At 58.3% G+C, this 13,240-nt stretch carries 16 protein-coding genes; 10 read left to right on the top strand and 6 right to left on the bottom strand.

Features of this window, described 5'->3' with window-relative positions:
• Positions 1-51 precede the first annotated feature (51 nt).
• Complete coding sequence (locus KVG95_RS15610; RefSeq protein ID WP_007902773.1) at positions 52-267, top strand: dodecin; 216 nt, start codon at positions 52-54, stop codon at positions 265-267.
• Between the two features lie 127 nt (positions 268-394).
• The gene (locus tag KVG95_RS15605) at positions 395-619 is read left to right on the top strand and encodes a DUF1161 domain-containing protein (RefSeq protein WP_217857045.1); all 225 of its coding nucleotides are present in this window, start codon (positions 395-397) and stop codon (positions 617-619) included.
• 64 nt (positions 620-683) lie between these two features.
• On the opposite strand, the gene KVG95_RS15600 is transcribed toward KVG95_RS15605, so the two are convergent.
• Positions 684-1,685, bottom strand: a complete 1,002-nt coding sequence (locus KVG95_RS15600; RefSeq protein WP_217857044.1) for an LLM class flavin-dependent oxidoreductase — start codon at positions 1,683-1,685, stop codon at positions 684-686.
• Positions 1,686-1,923: 238 nt separating this feature from the next.
• Between KVG95_RS15600 and KVG95_RS15595 the strand changes: the two genes are divergently transcribed.
• Together KVG95_RS15595 and KVG95_RS15590 are read left to right on the top strand one after the other, a co-directional pair.
• Positions 1,924-2,355 (top strand): OsmC family protein, encoded by a 432-nt coding sequence (locus tag KVG95_RS15595; RefSeq protein WP_008008030.1) that lies wholly within the window; start codon positions 1,924-1,926, stop codon positions 2,353-2,355.
• Between the two features lie 171 nt (positions 2,356-2,526).
• Complete coding sequence (locus tag KVG95_RS15590) at positions 2,527-2,760, top strand: DUF1161 domain-containing protein (RefSeq protein ID WP_217857043.1); 234 nt, start codon at positions 2,527-2,529, stop codon at positions 2,758-2,760.
• A gap of 6 nt (positions 2,761-2,766) precedes the next feature.
• On the opposite strand, the gene KVG95_RS15585 is transcribed toward KVG95_RS15590, so the two are convergent.
• Complete coding sequence (locus tag KVG95_RS15585; protein ID WP_217857042.1) at positions 2,767-3,186, bottom strand: PA0061/PA0062 family lipoprotein; 420 nt, start codon at positions 3,184-3,186, stop codon at positions 2,767-2,769.
• Between the two features lie 40 nt (positions 3,187-3,226).
• Complete coding sequence (locus KVG95_RS15580) at positions 3,227-3,643, bottom strand: PA0061/PA0062 family lipoprotein (RefSeq protein WP_217857041.1); 417 nt, start codon at positions 3,641-3,643, stop codon at positions 3,227-3,229.
• A gap of 59 nt (positions 3,644-3,702) precedes the next feature.
• Between KVG95_RS15580 and KVG95_RS15575 the strand changes: the two genes are divergently transcribed.
• A complete protein-coding gene (locus tag KVG95_RS15575) occupies positions 3,703-4,779 on the top strand; it encodes an aminopeptidase (RefSeq protein ID WP_217857040.1) in 1,077 nt (358 codons plus the stop codon).
• 94 nt (positions 4,780-4,873) lie between these two features.
• On the opposite strand, the gene KVG95_RS15570 is transcribed toward KVG95_RS15575, so the two are convergent.
• Together KVG95_RS15570 and KVG95_RS15565 are read right to left on the bottom strand one after the other, a co-directional pair.
• On the bottom strand, positions 4,874-5,524 hold the full coding sequence (locus KVG95_RS15570) for an HAD family hydrolase (RefSeq protein WP_217857039.1): 651 nt from the start codon (positions 5,522-5,524) through the stop codon (positions 4,874-4,876).
• Positions 5,525-5,569: 45 nt separating this feature from the next.
• Positions 5,570-6,115, bottom strand: coding sequence for a gamma carbonic anhydrase family protein (locus KVG95_RS15565; RefSeq protein ID WP_217857038.1), 546 nt, complete (start codon positions 6,113-6,115; stop codon positions 5,570-5,572).
• A 101-nt stretch (positions 6,116-6,216) separates the two neighbouring features.
• Between KVG95_RS15565 and prlC the strand changes: the two genes are divergently transcribed.
• Positions 6,217-8,268: an oligopeptidase A gene (gene prlC, locus KVG95_RS15560; RefSeq protein WP_367616763.1), complete on the top strand. Its 2,052-nt coding sequence runs from the start codon at positions 6,217-6,219 to the stop codon at positions 8,266-8,268.
• Complete coding sequence (locus KVG95_RS15555) at positions 8,265-8,552, top strand: YheV family putative zinc ribbon protein (RefSeq protein WP_048397319.1); 288 nt, start codon at positions 8,265-8,267, stop codon at positions 8,550-8,552. The genes prlC and KVG95_RS15555 overlap by 4 nt, the downstream gene beginning before the upstream one ends.
• A gap of 46 nt (positions 8,553-8,598) precedes the next feature.
• Here KVG95_RS15555 and KVG95_RS15550 read toward each other — a convergent pair whose 3' ends face one another.
• Positions 8,599-9,243, bottom strand: a complete 645-nt coding sequence (locus tag KVG95_RS15550) for a phosphatase domain-containing protein (protein ID WP_217857065.1) — start codon at positions 9,241-9,243, stop codon at positions 8,599-8,601.
• A 247-nt stretch (positions 9,244-9,490) separates the two neighbouring features.
• Here KVG95_RS15550 and KVG95_RS15545 point away from each other — a divergent pair, with 247 nt between their 5' ends.
• The 3 genes from KVG95_RS15545 (at position 9,491) to KVG95_RS15535 (ending at position 13,132) form a co-directional block, all read left to right on the top strand.
• Complete coding sequence (locus KVG95_RS15545) at positions 9,491-10,549, top strand: PA0069 family radical SAM protein (protein WP_217857036.1); 1,059 nt, start codon at positions 9,491-9,493, stop codon at positions 10,547-10,549.
• Between the two features lie 244 nt (positions 10,550-10,793).
• Entirely contained in the window at positions 10,794-11,525 is a 732-nt protein-coding gene (locus KVG95_RS15540) for a carbonic anhydrase (RefSeq protein ID WP_123720052.1), read from the top strand.
• Between the two features lie 80 nt (positions 11,526-11,605).
• Entirely contained in the window at positions 11,606-13,132 is a 1,527-nt protein-coding gene (locus KVG95_RS15535; protein ID WP_123356891.1) for a SulP family inorganic anion transporter, read from the top strand.
• The last annotated feature ends 108 nt before the right edge of the window (positions 13,133-13,240 follow it).

Genomic DNA, 13,240 nt, shown 5'->3' with positions numbered 1-13,240 from the left:
AAATAAGAAAAATCACTGCTAGGCTGTATTTCACACCCTTAGGAGAACGCCATGACTGACCATCACACCTACAAGAAAGTCGAGCTGGTTGGCTCATCCACCACCAGTATTGAAGACGCCATCAACAATGCCCTGGCCGAAGCCAATAAAAGCCTCAAGTACATGGAATGGTTTGAAGTGACCGAAACCCGCGGACACATCAAGGACGGCAAAGCAGCACACTTCCAGGTGACGCTCAAAGTCGGATTCCGGATTGCCAGTAGCTGAGCTTAAGCTAGTCTTCTGAACTTGCGCGCCGGCCGACTGCCATAGGGAATGGCAAAGCGCTAAGTGGTGAGTGCGTCCGGCTAATGGCAGGTGCCTCACCTATTGATCCGACCAGGGAGTGCAACCCATGAAGAAGTTTATTTTGGCGATAGGTTTGTTGAGCCTTGCGGGAGCCGCCTTTGCCCAGGGCAAGTCGTGCGACGAGCTGAAAGCCGAAATCGCAGCGAAACTGGATGCCAAGGGTGTTTCCAATTACTCGCTGGAGATCGTCGACAAAGGCGCTGCTGCTGACGGAAAAGTCGTTGGCACCTGTGAAAAAGGCTCCAGGCAAATCGTCTATAAGCAGGGCTGACCGCCCTCGCGAATGAAAAAGCCGACGCAATGGCGTCGGCTTTTTTGTGGGTGCAACTTGAGCGTCAGCCCTTCATGACCTGCGCTAGCAACTCATAGGAGTGCAGGCGATCGGCATGTTCGTACAGGTCACAGGTAAAAATCAGCTCATCGGCCTGAGTCTGTTCGATCAGCACGTCCAGTTTGGCACGGATTTTCTGCGGGCTGCCGACCATGGCCAGGCCAAGGAAATCACCAACCGCTTCTTTCTCATGAGGCAGCCACAAGCCGTCCATGGTCTTCACTGGCGGGCGTTGCACCAGGCTCTGACCACGCATCAACGCGAGAATCCGTTGGTAGACCGAGGTTGCCAGGTAATCGGCCTGCTCGTCAGTGTCTGCGGCCACCAGTGGCACGCCGAGCATCACGTAAGGCTTATCCAAAACCGCTGAAGGCTTGAAGTGGTTGCGGTAAACGCGAATTGCCTCATGCATGAAGCGCGGTGCGAAATGTGAGGCGAAGGCGTAGGGCAAACCGCGCTCACCGGCCAGCTGAGCACTGAACAAGCTCGAACCCAATAACCAGATCGGAACATTGGTGCCGGTACCCGGCATGGCAATGATCCGCTGGTCTGGCGTGCGCGGGCCGAGGTAGCGCATCAGTTCAGTCACATCTTCCGGGAAGTCGTCGGCGCTGCCGGAGCGCTCACGACGCAAGGCGCGGGCGGTCATCTGATCGGAGCCGGGCGCGCGCCCCAAGCCCAGGTCGATCCGTCCCGGATACAGGCTTTCAAGGGTGCCGAACTGCTCGGCGATCACCAGCGGCGCGTGATTGGGCAACATCACGCCACCCGAACCGACACGAATGGTCGAAGTGCCGCCAGCCAAATAGCCCAGCAGGACCGAGGTCGCCGAACTGGCGATCCCGTCCATGTTGTGGTGTTCGGCGACCCAGAAGCGGTTGTAGCCGAATTTTTCGACGTGCTGCGCCAGGTCCAGGGAATTGTGCAGGGACTGGGCCGCACTGCCGTTCTCCCGCACGGGCACCAGATCGAGGGTCGAGAACTTGATATCGGATAGTCGTTTCATAAACCTGCTTCTCCAATGGGTAAGCAGGTTTTTTCACGAACGAAAACCTGCCGAGTCTATAAGCGTGTTCTATGCAATGAGGGCATATACCCGAGTTTCAATAGGAGAGACAAAATTCCTACGCAATTAGAAGACTGATCAGATGAGGTGAACTTTGCCGGACGGTCTATCCTCAGAACCCTGGTAACCGAAAACCACGAAGGCGCGACGTTTCGCGCCGGATCTTGAGGAGGCAGACATGGCTATCACAAAGAAAGCATCGGCTCATTGGGAAGGTGATCTGAAAACCGGTATCGGCTCGATTTCCACGGAAACCGGCGTTCTCAGAGACGCGCCCTACGGCTTCAAGGCCCGTTTCGAAGGGGGTAAAGGCACCAATCCGGAAGAGCTGATCGGCGCGGCTCACGCGGGCTGTTTCTCCATGGCGTTTTCAATGATTCTCGGCGAGGCCAACCTTAAGGCCGACAGTATCGACACCACTGCTGAAGTTACCCTGGACCAGGTAGACGGTGGCTTTGCAATCACAGCGGTAAAACTGATTCTCAAGGCGAAAATCCCCGGGGCGACCCAGGCACAATTCGAGGAACTGAGTAACAAAGCCAAAGAAGGCTGCCCGGTGTCCAAAGTGCTGAATGCGAAAATCAGCCTGGATGCGACGTTGGTCAGCTGATCATGGGTTGATACGTTAGCTGGTAAAAGATCGCAGCCTCCGCGGGTTCCCTTCCGCAGGTTGCGGTCTTTTTTTGCCCTGAAACATAACCTGACAGACAAAACTGTGGTCGAATAAATGACAGCAGCTTCAGCGCATCACCATGCGCGCTGCCTTAAGGGAGCTTCAACCATGAAACGTTTTGTCTTGGCGGTTATCTGTTGCACGCTGGCCACATCGGCCCTCGCGGCACCGAAATCCTGTGAGGAACTCAAGGCCGAGATCGAAGCCAAGATCCAGGCCAACAACGTCTCGTCCTACACCCTGGAAATCGTCACCAACGACGAAGTTCACGATCAGAACATGGTCGTCGGCTCATGCGAAGGCGGCACCAAGAAAATCATCTATCAGAAAAATGACCGTTGATTCGTCTCATATGAGGCAATTGGTCAGTCGATCCTCAGCAACAATCTCCCGCTTGGCGTTATAGAGCCGGGCGCTGGGGGTGAACGCCACAGAACGCGCTTCCAGCAGGTAACGCTGGCCAGCCTCGAAATGGTCGTAATTGATAGTCAGATAGCACATTCGCTCCAAGGGAGTGTTCAACAGGCCTGGCCCCCCGCCAAACACTTCAAAATCGAAGCGTACTCTCAGTTCATGGCTCCCCGGGGTGACCTGGAAATAACGTCCGTCGCTCACCCGCTGGTTGTCCAGCCGTTCGGCCATCAGCAGTTTCCCGCCGGGACTCGGCGTAGCGAAGTCGACCCAGGCCATCTGCGGATCGACCGCCGGCAACGGACTCGTGCAACCGACAAAGGCGCCTGCAGCGAGCAACAGCAACAACCTGCGCATGATGAATTTCCCAAGGACTGATAATTCAGCATAGCGTCGATCAAGTACGTTGGCAGCCTGCCGGTGTACCCTGCCCAATCACTTTTCGCTGTTGATCATAGAGCTTCGCCCACGGCCGGAAGCCGATATTCCCTGCTTGCAGCTGATAGCGCTGACCGGCGTTGAAGTCCTTGAATTTCACATTCAATTGGCAGTCGCGCCACAGCGGCTCGGCATTGGGGCCAATGTTGGTTGGCTGGACCGCAAACAAGTAGCGAACCGTCAGCTCATGGCTACCGGGCTGCACCTCGAAGTAGCGCTTGTCGATGGAGGCCTTGTCATCGACTTCCACCGCTTGCAGCGCGGCGTCTTCCTGTCGTGAATCCAGATCGATCCACGCCTGCGAAGGATCAGGGGTGGGCAGTCCAGCACAACCGGCCAGCATCAGCAGGCCTCCCGTCAGCATCAACTTGCGCATAGCGGAGCTCCAATAGGCGGGATAGTCTTGCGGGCAGACTTTCCAGGGATGTTTTTATTTTGATCAGGCCGCGTCCAAGCCTTGGGTTACTTGATCGCGTTTTACGCATTTTGTTTCCGGGTGTGATTTTTTTGTTGCTCAACGGTTGCGCAAGCGTCAGCTATTACGGCCAATTGGCCAGTGGTCAGCTGCATTTGCTGCGGGCACGGGAGCCGGTTTCCAGTGTGATTGCCGACTCCGGCCGCGATCAGCAATTGCGTGCGCATCTGGCCCAATCTCAAAAGGCCCGGACCTTCGCCAGCCAATACCTGCACCTGCCGGACAACCAGAGCTACCGACTGTACGCCGACATCGGCCGACCGTTTGTAGTCTGGAACGTCTTTGCCACGCCGGAGTTTTCGCTGAAGCCACAAAATCATTGCTTCCCCATCGCTGGCTGCGTCGCCTATCGCGGGTATTACAGCCAGAGCGCTGCCCGCGGTGAGGCCGCGTTGCAACGATTGCAAGGTATGGACGTGTCGATTGGCGGCGTCGAGGCCTATTCGACGCTCGGTTGGTTCAACGACCCGATCATGAGCTCGATGATGGGTTGGGGCGACGAACGGTTGGCCACGCTGATTTTCCACGAACTCGCCCATCAACGTTTTTATGTGAAAGACGACACCGAATTCAACGAGTCCTTCGCCACCTTCGTCGAGCAGGAAGGCACTCGGCAATGGCGCGCATTCCGCGGCCTGCCACCGGATAACGGAGCATTGGTGCAGCAACGCGACCAGTTCATTCAGTTGGTGCTGGACACCCGCACCAGGCTGGAACGGCTTTACGCCCTGCCGCTGCCTGCCGAACAAATGCGCGAGCGAAAAGCGGCAGAGTTCGAACAATTGCGCCGTGAATACCGGACGCTACGCGACAGCCAATGGGCCGGGAACAAACGCTACGACGCGTGGATCAACACCCCGATGAACAATGCCCGACTGTTGCCGTTTGGTTTGTACGACCAGTGGGTGCCGGCGTTTGCCGCATTGTTCAAACAGGTCGAGGGGGATTGGGTGAGGTTTTATGCGGAGGTGGAGAGGCTGGGCGCGTTGCCGGTTGAGGAGCGTAAGGCGGCGTTGAAGGTATTGGCGGGATCGTAGAGTCCCGGTGGCTGAGCGGGCCTCTTCGCGAGCAGGCTCGCTCCCACATTAAATCTGCGAACATAGACCCATGTGGGAGCGGCTGCGAAGACAACTAACGCTGCAAAAACGCCCGATGCATCTCCTCCAGTGTCTCGAAGTGATACGCCGGTGCTTCAGCGCTCAACTCTTCCCGGCTGCCAAACCCATAACCCACCGCCGCTGCGTCCAGCCCATTGCTGCGAGCGCCGATCAGATCGTGTTTACGGTCGCCAATCATCAGGGTATTGGCCGGGTCCAGGCCCTCTTCGCTCATCAAGTGCGCAATCAGCTCGACCTTATTGGTCCGCGTGCCATCCAGCTCGCTGCCGTAAATCACTTTGAAATGCCTGGCGAAGTCGAAGTGCCGGGCGATTTCCCGGGCGAAAGCCCACGGTTTGGAAGTCGCGATGTACAGCTGTCGTCCTTGCCCACCGAGGGTTTCCAGCAGCGGCATGACGCCGTCGAACACGCGGTTCTCATACAGGCCGGTGACTTTGAAGCGCTCGCGATAGAAGTTCACCGCTTCCCAGGCCTTGGGCTCGTCGAAGTCGTAGAACTGCATGAACGCCTGCAACAACGGCGGGCCGATGAAGTGCTCGAGCCTGGTCAGATCCGGTTCATCGATGCCCAATTTGCTCAGGGCGAACTGGATGGAGCGGGTGATACCTTCGCGCGGGTCGGTCAGCGTGCCATCGAGGTCGAACAGTACGGTTTGGTAATGCATGAAAACTCCTGAGCAATAGGGAGACACTTTCCATTATCAGGAGGCTTAGAGCTGGTCGTAGCCTTCGGCCAGATGCAGATCCTTGAGCTTCACGTAGTTCGCCGCACTGTAGGTGAAAAAGGCTTTTTCCTTGTCACTCAGCGGCCGGATCTGTTTCACCGGGCTACCGACGTAGAGGAAACCGCTTTCCAGACGCTTGCCCGGGGGTACCAGACTGCCGGCGCCGATGATCACATCGTCCTCGACCACCGCACCGTCCATGACGATGCTGCCCATGCCGATCAGAATCCGGTTACCCACGGCGCAACCATGAAGCATGACTTTATGCGCGATGGTCACATCGTCACCGATCAGCAGCGGGAAGCCATCGGGGTTGAATGGTCCGGCGTGGGTAATGTGCAACACGCAGCCGTCCTGCACGCTGGTGCGCGCACCGATTCGGATGCGATGCATGTCGCCGCGGATCACTGTCAGTGGCCAGACGGAGCTGTCTTCGCCGATTTCGACGTCGCCGATCACCACCGCCGAGCCGTCGACAAAGGCGCCTTTGCCCAGCAGCGGCGTGTGGTTCTGATACTTGCGAAGGGTCACGATAGGCTCTCTCTCTTTTGCTGATAGCTGCGGTGAGCGTCGATTGTAATTAAGATGGGGCCATGTTTCTTCCCGCATGTTTTCCAGCCAAGGTGCCAACCGTGAGCGTGAACAACCCTCTTCTGCAGTCCTACGACCTGCCGCCATTCTCGGCGATCCGTGCCGAACACGTGCAACCGGCCATTGAAAAGATCCTGGCTGACAACCGCGCCGCCATCGTCGACATCCTCAAAGTCCAGGGTAAACAACCGACCTGGGCCGGCCTGGTGCTGGCAATGGATGAGCTCAACGATCGTCTGGGCGCCGCCTGGAGCCCGGTCAGCCACCTCAATGCCGTGTGCAACAGCGCCGAGTTGCGCGAAGCCTACGAGGCTTGCCTGCCGGCCTTGAGCGCCTACGCCACCGAGCTGGGCCAGAACCGTGAACTGTTTCAGGCCTATGAAGCGCTGGCCAACAGCCCAGAGGCCGCCGGCTTCGACGTGGCGCAGAAAACGATCCTGGAACACGCCCTGCGTGACTTCCGTCTGTCGGGTATCGACCTGCCTGCGCCAGAGCAAAAACGTTACGCCGACGTGCAGAGCAAACTGTCGGAGCTGGGCAGCCGCTTCTCCAATCAGTTGCTCGATGCTACCCAGGCCTGGACCAAGCACGTCACCGACGAAGCCGCCCTCGCCGGCCTGACCGAGTCGGCCAAGGCGCAAATGGCCGCCGCCGCACAAGCCAAAGAGCTGGATGGCTGGTTGATCACCCTGGAATTCCCGAGTTACTACGCGGTGATGACCTACGCCCAGGACCGCGCCCTGCGTGAAGAAGTCTACGCCGCCTATTGCACCCGCGCGTCGAACCAAGGCCCGAATGCCGGTCAGAATGACAACGGCCCGGTCATGGAAGAAATCCTCGACCTGCGTCAGGAGCTGGCAAAACTGTTGGGCTTCGCCAGTTTCTCGGAGCTGAGCCTGGCCACCAAAATGGCCGAGTCCAATGATCAGGTGCTGAGTTTCCTACGCGACCTGGCCAAACGCAGCAAGCCGTTCGCCGCCCAGGATCTGCAACAGCTCAAGGCCTACGCCGCCGAGCAAGGTTGCCCGGACCTGCAAAGCTGGGACAGTGGTTTCTACGGTGAAAAACTTCGCGAGCAGCGCTACAGCGTCGCCCAGGAAACCCTTCGCGCGTACTTCCCGATCGACAAGGTTTTGGGTGGGCTGTTCAGCATTGTCCAGCGCCTGTACGGCATCGAGATCGCCGAGCTGAAAGGCTTCGATACCTGGCACCCGGACGTTCGCCTGTTCGAAATCAAGGAAAACGGCCAGCACGTCGGCAGGTTCTTCTTCGACCTGTATGCCCGCGCCAACAAGCGCGGCGGTGCCTGGATGGACGGCGCTCGCGATCATCGCCGCACGATCAATGGCGTGCTGCAAAGCCCGGTGGCGAATCTGGTGTGCAACTTCACCCCCGCCGACAGCGGCAAGCCAGCCCTGCTGACCCACGATGAAGTGACCACCCTGTTCCACGAATTCGGTCACGGCCTGCATCACCTGCTGACCCGCGTCGAGCATGCTGGCGTGTCCGGCATTAATGGCGTGGCTTGGGATGCGGTCGAGCTGCCAAGCCAGTTCATGGAAAACTGGTGCTGGGAGCCGGAAGGTCTGGCGCTGATTTCCGGTCACTATGAAACCGGCGAGCCGTTACCTCAGGATCTGCTGGAGAAAATGCTCGCAGCGAAGAACTTCCAGTCCGGCCTGATGATGGTCCGCCAATTGGAGTTCTCGCTGTTCGACTTCGAACTGCACGCTACCCACGGCGACGGTCGCAGTGTGCTGCAAGTGCTCGAAGGCGTGCGCGACGAGGTCTCGGTCATGCGTCCGCCGGCCTACAACCGCTTCCCCAACAGCTTCGCCCACATCTTTGCCGGCGGTTACGCGGCGGGGTACTACAGCTATAAATGGGCTGAAGTATTGTCGGCCGATGCCTTCTCGAAATTCGAAGAAGAGGGTGTGCTCAATGCCGAGACCGGGCGCGCCTTCCGCGAAGCGATCCTGGCACGGGGCGGCTCCCAAGAGCCAATGGTGCTGTTCGTCGACTTCCGTGGCCGTGCGCCATCGATTGACGCACTCTTGCGCCACAGCGGCCTGAGTGAGGACGCGGCAGCATGAGTGAGGGACCTGTGATTACCAAAAAACGCTTTATCGCCGGGGCGGTCTGCCCGGCTTGCAGCGAGCCGGACAAGTTGATGATGTGGAGCGAAGACGCAGTTCCGCATCGCGAGTGCGTGGCCTGCGGTTATTCCGACACGCTGAATGAGCAAGGTCTGTCGGTGCCCAAGGAATTGGGCACACGGGTCAATACTTCGGCACTCAAGGTGCCGGACGCCAAGGTTCAGGCCGTGCAGTTTTTTCCGAACCCGAAGTTGAAGAAGAAGCCAGACGAGCAACACTAAGTGCTGGAAACAACCTTCCACTGCGCAATGCAGTGGGAGGTATTACTTACTCGACATGGGCCGATTTGAACCAGTTCTTCATCGAGCAACTGGCAAATGGACTCGTGCTGCAATCACCGTTGGCCAGTGCCGTACGAAGTTTGTCGACATCAGCCTGCATCATGTAACGCACGCCCTCCTTGAAATGAGTGCTGTCACCAAAGCCGCCCTGGGTCATTTCATTCAAGGCCTCTTCCTTGCTCCAACCTTGCACGACCACCCGGTACATCGCGGCCATCAGGCCAGTGCGGTCCGAGCCGTGCTTGCAGTGCATAAGCACAGGGCCTTTGGCCTCGGCGGTCTGAATCGTGCGAAGGGCCTTGAGCACATCCGCATCATCCACGTGATTGGTGCGATAAGGCAGCTGTACCTGGGCGATACCTGGTGTGGATAACCAGCGTGAATCCGATTCGGGCAGGAAGTTGATAACGGTTGCGACCTTGAGCCTTTTCAGCAACGGCACCGCTCCCCGGTCCGGCAATGCGCTGCGATAGAGCGTCGGGGACATTTGATAGAGGTTGTATTGCACCTCGACTGATTGAGCCCACTCTGCCGGGCGAGGCAAAGCAGTGTCGTCAGCGAATACCGGTGTCAGGTTGAAAAATACGATCAGCGATAGGCACATCACAGAGATATAACGCGCTAGGGACATGCTCGGGCGACCGTTCAGGGAGAGGCTGAATATGGCATCGAGCTTGCGCCCTGAACGGTCAAAGGGCTGTGAGGGAGGTGTCAATGAAACGTGAAACGATTCTGCCGGGATTGCCTGACAGTCAATGAGCGTCGAGTTCCGGTTTTTCACTCTCTTCCAGATCCAGTACTTCAATTCGCCGAACGGCACTAGCTCGCCGACAGTCCTCGAGATACTGTATACACATACAGCAATCAGGATCTCTCCCATGAATGCGCCATTGCCCCCTCGCGGCCGCGGCACCGCCACCAACCCGCACAATCGTTTTGCGCCAAGCCGTTCGGTGGCCGAGGATGACGGCTGGTATCAGGAAGCGCCGATCACCCAAGGCACCGAGGTGCGCATTGAGACGGCAAAAACCATCATCACCCGCAATAACTCGCCAGACCTGCCGTTCGATCGTTCGATCAATCCCTATCGCGGCTGCGAGCATGGCTGCATCTATTGCTACGCACGGCCCAGCCACGCCTATTGGGACCTGTCACCGGGGCTGGATTTCGAAACCAAACTGATCGCCAAGACCAACGCCGCCGATGTGCTGGAAGAACAACTGTCCAAGCGCGGCTATCAATGCGCGCCGATCAACCTGGGCTCCAACACTGACCCTTATCAGCCGATCGAACGCGAACACAGAATTACCCGCAAGACACTCGAAGTGCTGCTGCGTTACCGCCATCCGGTGACCATCATCACCAAGGGCTCGCTGATTCTTCGCGATCTGGACTTGCTGGCCGAACTCGCCGAACAAAGGCTGGTGGCGGTGATGATCAGCCTGACCACGCTGGATGATGAACTCAAACGCATCCTAGAACCGCGCGCCGCGGCACCCAAGGCACGACTGCGGGCGATTCGGGTGATGCGCGAAGCCGGGATTCCGGTGGGTGTTTTGTGCTCACCGATGATTCCAATGATCAACGACAGCGAACTCGAGAGCCTGCTGACCGAGGCCCATGCGGCCGGCGCGCAAAGCGCGGCCTACATGATGTTGCGCCTGCCGCTGGAAGTGGCGCCGCTGTTCGAAGAGTGGCTGGCCGCCCACTATCCTCAGCGTGCAGCTCATGTGTTGAGCCTGATCCGCCAAAGCCGTGGTGGTGAGCTCTACGACAGCCGGTTCGGCGCGCGAATGCGCGGTGAAGGGCCGTTTGCCGATCTGTTGGCGCAACGCTTCGCCAAAACCATCAAGCGCCTGGGGCTCAATCGTCGGGAAGGTTTCAATCTGGATTGCGAAGCCTTTTGTCCGCCGGGTCGCCAAATGTCATTGATTTAAAGACAATTGGCCCTATGGTTGAGCAGAGAAAACGATACACCGCGTTTAGGCTGGTCACATTTCTGGTGACCTGGAACACTCGTTCTAGAGCGCTTTATTCAGTTTGAGTTAAGTTTCAACAGCTACCTTGTTCATCGAGTGACTGATGGGTCTGTCCTTTCGACCTGGATGTTTTTTAAACAGCCACTGGCTTCATACCGGACAAAACGGGAAAATTCCCTGACTCCGCCAAAGAGGATGAATTATGAGTGACAAGGATAAACAGCCGTTGGCTGCGTCGGCTTCAGCCCAACCCGAGGCGGAAACCGCCGATGCAGCGCTGAAGCATATCGTTGACGGCTTTTTGCACTTTCATCACGAGATCTTTCCGCAGCAGGAAGAACTCTTCAAAAAACTCGCCACGGCCCAGCGGCCTCGGGCGATGTTCATCGCGTGTGCCGATTCACGCATCGTTCCCGAACTGATTACCCAAAGCGCCCCTGGCGACTTGTTCGTGACCCGCAACGTCGGCAACGTCGTGCCGCCCTATGGGCAAATGAACGGCGGTGTTTCCACGGCCATCGAATATGCAGTGCTGGCTCTCGGCGTGCAGCACATCATTATCTGCGGGCACTCCGACTGTGGCGCCATGCGCGCAGTGCTCAACCCGCAGAGCCTGGAAAAGATGCCGACGGTAAAGGCCTGGCTGCGTCATGCGGAAGTGGCGAAAACCATGGTTCAGGACAACTGCCATTGCACTGATGAAAACGAGAGCATGCATATTCTCACCGAGGAGAATGTGATCGCTCAGTTGCAGCATTTGCGCACGCACCCGTCGGTGGCCTCACGCATAGCCAACGGTCAGCTGTTTATCCATGGTTGGGTCTACAGCATCGAAACCAGCGAAATCAAAGCTTACGACGCGGATCAGGGGTGTTTCCTGCCACTCGATGGCAGTCATCCGATTCCGGTGGCGACGCCTAAAGCGCGCTTCTAAATCCTCCGTGTGGTTTAGCCGAGGCTGCTGATCTGGCAGCCTGCTTTGCCATGCCTGAAGAAAACTTCGGGAGAGTCACCATGCGTGCTGCTCAACTAAAAGCTGTTCTGCCACGGGAGCTGCTGGCTTCGGTGGTTGTATTTCTGGTCGCCCTGCCCTTGTGCATGGGTATCGCCATCGCCTCAGGGCTGCCACCGTCCAAAGGACTGATCACTGGCATCATCGGTGGCCTGGTGGTCGGGTGGCTTGCCGGATCGCCACTGCAAGTCAGCGGCCCGGCGGCGGGTCTGGCGGTATTGGTGTTCGAACTGGTGCGCCAACATGGTATCGCCATGCTCGGGCCAATCCTGCTGCTGGCGGGTTTTCTGCAATTGGTGGCCGGACGCTTGAAGCTGGGCTGCTGGTTTCGGGTCACCGCGCCAGCGGTGGTGTACGGCATGCTCGCCGGGATCGGGGTACTGATCGTGCTGTCACAGGTGCATGTGATGCTCGATGCCGTGCCCAAGCCGTCGGGGCTGGATAATCTGGCGGCCTTCCCTGCTGCAGTGATTCAGGCTTTGCCTTCGTTTGGCTGGCAAGCGGGTTTGCTCGGACTGTCGACCATTGCCGTGATGTGGCTGTGGGAAAAATTCCGTCCGCACTCCCTGCGTTTCGTTCCTGGAGCATTGCTTGGGGTCGGCCTGGCAACGGTTGCCAGCCTGGTGCTCGCCTTGCAGGTCAAACGTGTGGAAGTTCCGGCCAACCTGGCGGAAGCCATCGATTGGCTGCGCCCGGCGGATCTGCTCAACCTGGCAGACCCGGCCTTGCTGATCGCCGCCTTCGCCGTGGCCTTTATCGCCAGCGCCGAAACCCTGCTCTCGGCCGCGGCTGTGGATCGCATGCACAGTGGCCAGCGCTCGGACTTCGACCGTGAATTGTCGGCGCAAGGTGTGGGCAACATGTTGTGTGGTTTGCTCGGCGCGCTGCCGATGACCGGGGTGATCGTGCGCAGTTCGGCCAACGTTCAGGCCGGCGCCACCACTCGACTATCTACCGTGTTCCATGGTCTGTGGTTGCTGGCCTTCGTGCTGCTGCTATCGAGCGTGCTGCAAAGCATTCCGGTGGCGAGTCTGGCGGGGGTTCTGGTTTACACCGGTTTCAAACTGGTGGACCTCAAGGCCTTTCGCGGTCTGGGCCGTTATGGGCGGATGCCGATGTTCACCTATGCGGCGACCGCACTGGCAATCATCTTCACCGACCTGCTGACCGGCGTGCTGATCGGCTTTGGCCTGACACTGGCTAAACTGGCCTGGAAGGCTTCGCGTCTGAAAATCAGCCTGATCGATCTGCCGGCGGACGGCGAGATGGAGCTGCGACTGGTGGGGGCGGCGACCTTCCTCAAGGTACCGGCGCTGACCCAAGTGCTGGGGAGCATTCCCGCAGGCGCAACGGTGCATGTGCCACTCAATAACCTGAGCTACATCGATCACTCGTGTCTGGAGTTGCTGGAGGAGTGGGGTCGGGCCAATGCGGCCAAGGGTTCGAAGCTGTTAATCGAAGCGCGGGGATTGAAGCGCAGGCTTGAAGGACGGTTGCGTACCACAACCGGCGTAGGCTCAGCCGCTTAATAACAATGTGGGAGCGGGCTCGCTCGCGAATGCGGTCAATCATTCGACATTAATGTCGACTGATCCGCCGCTTTCGCGAGCAAGCCCGCTCCCACAGCTGTTCAATTG

The organism is Pseudomonas farris, from assembly GCF_019145235.1.
Taxonomy (GTDB): domain Bacteria; phylum Pseudomonadota; class Gammaproteobacteria; order Pseudomonadales; family Pseudomonadaceae; genus Aquipseudomonas; species Aquipseudomonas farris.
This window is presented reverse-complemented; position numbering and strand designations above follow the sequence as displayed.

Bases quoted from the DNA above. Each gene is read 5' to 3' on its own strand.
- KVG95_RS15605 (WP_217857045.1), top strand. From the start codon at position 395: ATGAAGAAGTTTATTTTGGCGATAGGTTTGTTGAGCCTTGCGGGAGCC.
- KVG95_RS15580 (WP_217857041.1), bottom strand. From the start codon at position 3,643: ATGCGCAAGTTGATGCTGACGGGAGGCCTGCTGATGCTGGCCGGTTGT.
- KVG95_RS15545 (WP_217857036.1), top strand. From the start codon at position 9,491: ATGAATGCGCCATTGCCCCCTCGCGGCCGCGGCACCGCCACCAACCCG.
- KVG95_RS15535 (WP_123356891.1), top strand. From the start codon at position 11,606: ATGCGTGCTGCTCAACTAAAAGCTGTTCTGCCACGGGAGCTGCTGGCT.
- KVG95_RS15570 (WP_217857039.1), bottom strand. From the start codon at position 5,524: ATGCATTACCAAACCGTACTGTTCGACCTCGATGGCACGCTGACCGAC.
- KVG95_RS15550 (WP_217857065.1), bottom strand. From the start codon at position 9,243: ATGTCCCTAGCGCGTTATATCTCTGTGATGTGCCTATCGCTGATCGTA.
- KVG95_RS15540 (WP_123720052.1), top strand. From the start codon at position 10,794: ATGAGTGACAAGGATAAACAGCCGTTGGCTGCGTCGGCTTCAGCCCAA.
- KVG95_RS15595 (WP_008008030.1), top strand. From the start codon at position 1,924: ATGGCTATCACAAAGAAAGCATCGGCTCATTGGGAAGGTGATCTGAAA.
- KVG95_RS15555 (WP_048397319.1), top strand. From the start codon at position 8,265: ATGAGTGAGGGACCTGTGATTACCAAAAAACGCTTTATCGCCGGGGCG.
- KVG95_RS15585 (WP_217857042.1), bottom strand. From the start codon at position 3,186: ATGCGCAGGTTGTTGCTGTTGCTCGCTGCAGGCGCCTTTGTCGGTTGC.
- KVG95_RS15600 (WP_217857044.1), bottom strand. From the start codon at position 1,685: ATGAAACGACTATCCGATATCAAGTTCTCGACCCTCGATCTGGTGCCC.
- KVG95_RS15610 (WP_007902773.1), top strand. From the start codon at position 52: ATGACTGACCATCACACCTACAAGAAAGTCGAGCTGGTTGGCTCATCC.
- KVG95_RS15590 (WP_217857043.1), top strand. From the start codon at position 2,527: ATGAAACGTTTTGTCTTGGCGGTTATCTGTTGCACGCTGGCCACATCG.